At 52.2% G+C, this 1,984-nt stretch carries 2 rRNA genes; both read right to left on the reverse strand.

What is annotated here, in order from left to right:
* Positions 1–3 precede the first annotated feature (3 nt).
* Positions 4–119: ribosomal RNA gene (rrf, locus tag PR809_RS19980) — 5S ribosomal RNA — on the reverse strand.
* Between the two features lie 140 nt (positions 120–259).
* A 23S ribosomal RNA gene (locus PR809_RS19985) occupies positions 260–1,984 on the reverse strand; the annotation flags it as partial.

Consider the following 1,984-nt stretch of genomic DNA (forward strand, 5'->3'; position numbering starts at 1 on the left):
AATGTCTGGCAGTTCCCTACTCTCACATGGGGAGACCCCACACTACCATCGGCGCTACGGCGTTTCACTGCTGAGTTCGGCATGGGGTCAGGTGGGACCACCGCGCTATTGCCGCCAGACAAATTCTATTTGTTCCCGTTTAGTTTTCTCCACTAAACCAGAACCTCAATCTCAAACAAGCTGTGTGTCCTTCACCTCTCGGCTTCTCACTCTTTCTTGAAAAACAACTCTAATCTCTCTAAAACACCTTCGGTGTTGTCAGGTTAAGCCTCACGGTTCATTAGTATTGGTTAGCTCAACATATCGCTATGCTTACACACCCAACCTATCAACGTCTTAGTCTTAAACGTTCCTTTAGGACCCTTAAAGGGTCAGGGAAGACTCATCTCAAGGCAAGTTTCCCGCTTAGATGCTTTCAGCGGTTATCTCTTCCGCACTTAGCTACCGGGCAATGCCATTGGCATGACAACCCGAACACCAGTGGTGCGTCCACTCCGGTCCTCTCGTACTAGGAGCAGCCCCTTTCAATCTTCCAACGCCCACGGCAGATAGGGACCGAACTGTCTCACGACGTTCTAAACCCAGCTCGCGTACCACTTTAAACGGCGAACAGCCGTACCCTTGGGACCTACTTCAGCCCCAGGATGTGATGAGCCGACATCGAGGTGCCAAACACCGCCGTCGATATGAACTCTTGGGCGGTATCAGCCTGTTATCCCCGGAGTACCTTTTATCCGTTGAGCGATGGCCCTTCCATTCAGAACCACCGGATCACTAAGACCTACTTTCGTACCTGCTCGAGCCGTCACTCTCGCAGTCAAGCTGGCTTATGCCTTTGCACTAACCGCATGATGTCCGACCATGCTTAGCCAACCTTCGTGCTCCTCCGTTACTCTTTGGGAGGAGACCGCCCCAGTCAAACTACCCACCAGACACTGTCCGCACCCCAGATAACGGGGCTACGTTAGAACATCAAACATTAAAGGGTGGTATTTCAAGGTTGGCTCCACGCAGACTGGCGTCCACGCTTCGAAGCCTCCCACCTATCCTACACATCAAGGCTCAATGTTCAGTGTCAAGCTATAGTAAAGGTTCACGGGGTCTTTCCGTCTTGCCGCGGGTACACTGCATCTTCACAGCGAGTTCAATTTCACTGAGTCTCGGGTGGAGACAGCCTGGCCATCATTACGCCATTCGTGCAGGTCGGAACTTACCCGACAAGGAATTTCGCTACCTTAGGACCGTTATAGTTACGGCCGCCGTTTACTGGGGCTTCGATCAAGAGCTTCTCCTTACGGATAACCCCATCAATTAACCTTCCAGCACCGGGCAGGCGTCACACCGTATACGTCCACTTTCGTGTTTGCACAGTGCTGTGTTTTTAATAAACAGTTGCAGCCAGCTGGTATCTGCGACTGGCTTCAGCTCCATCCGCGAGGGACTTCACCTAGCGCCAGCGTGCCTTCTCCCGAAGTTACGGCACCATTTTGCCTAGTTCCTTCACCCGAGTTCTCTCAAGCGCCTGAGTATTCTCTACCTGACCACCTGTGTCGGTTTGGGGTACGATTAATGATAATCTAGAGCTTAGAGGCTTTTCCTGGAAGCGGGGCATGAGCTACTTCATCACCGTAGTGACTCGTCATCGAACCTCAGCATGTAGTGAACCGGATTTGCCTAATTCACCTGCCTACATTCTTAAACCGGGACAACCGTCGCCCGGATAGCCTAGCCTTCTCCGTCCCCCCATCGCAATTATCACCAGTACGGGAATATTAACCCGTTTCCCATCGACTACGCATTTCTGCCTCGCCTTAGGGGTCGACTCACCCTGCCCCGATTAACGTTGGACAGGAACCCTTGGTCTTCCGGCGTGCGGGTTTTTCACCCGCATTATCGTTACTTATGTCAGCATTCGCACTTCTGATACCTCCAGCATACCTCACAGTACACCTTCACAGGCTTACAGAACGCTCCCCTACCCAAC

The sequence above is a fragment of the Providencia sp. PROV201 genome (assembly GCF_028479545.1).
In the GTDB taxonomy this organism is placed as follows: Bacteria; Pseudomonadota; Gammaproteobacteria; order Enterobacterales; family Enterobacteriaceae; genus Providencia; species Providencia huaxiensis.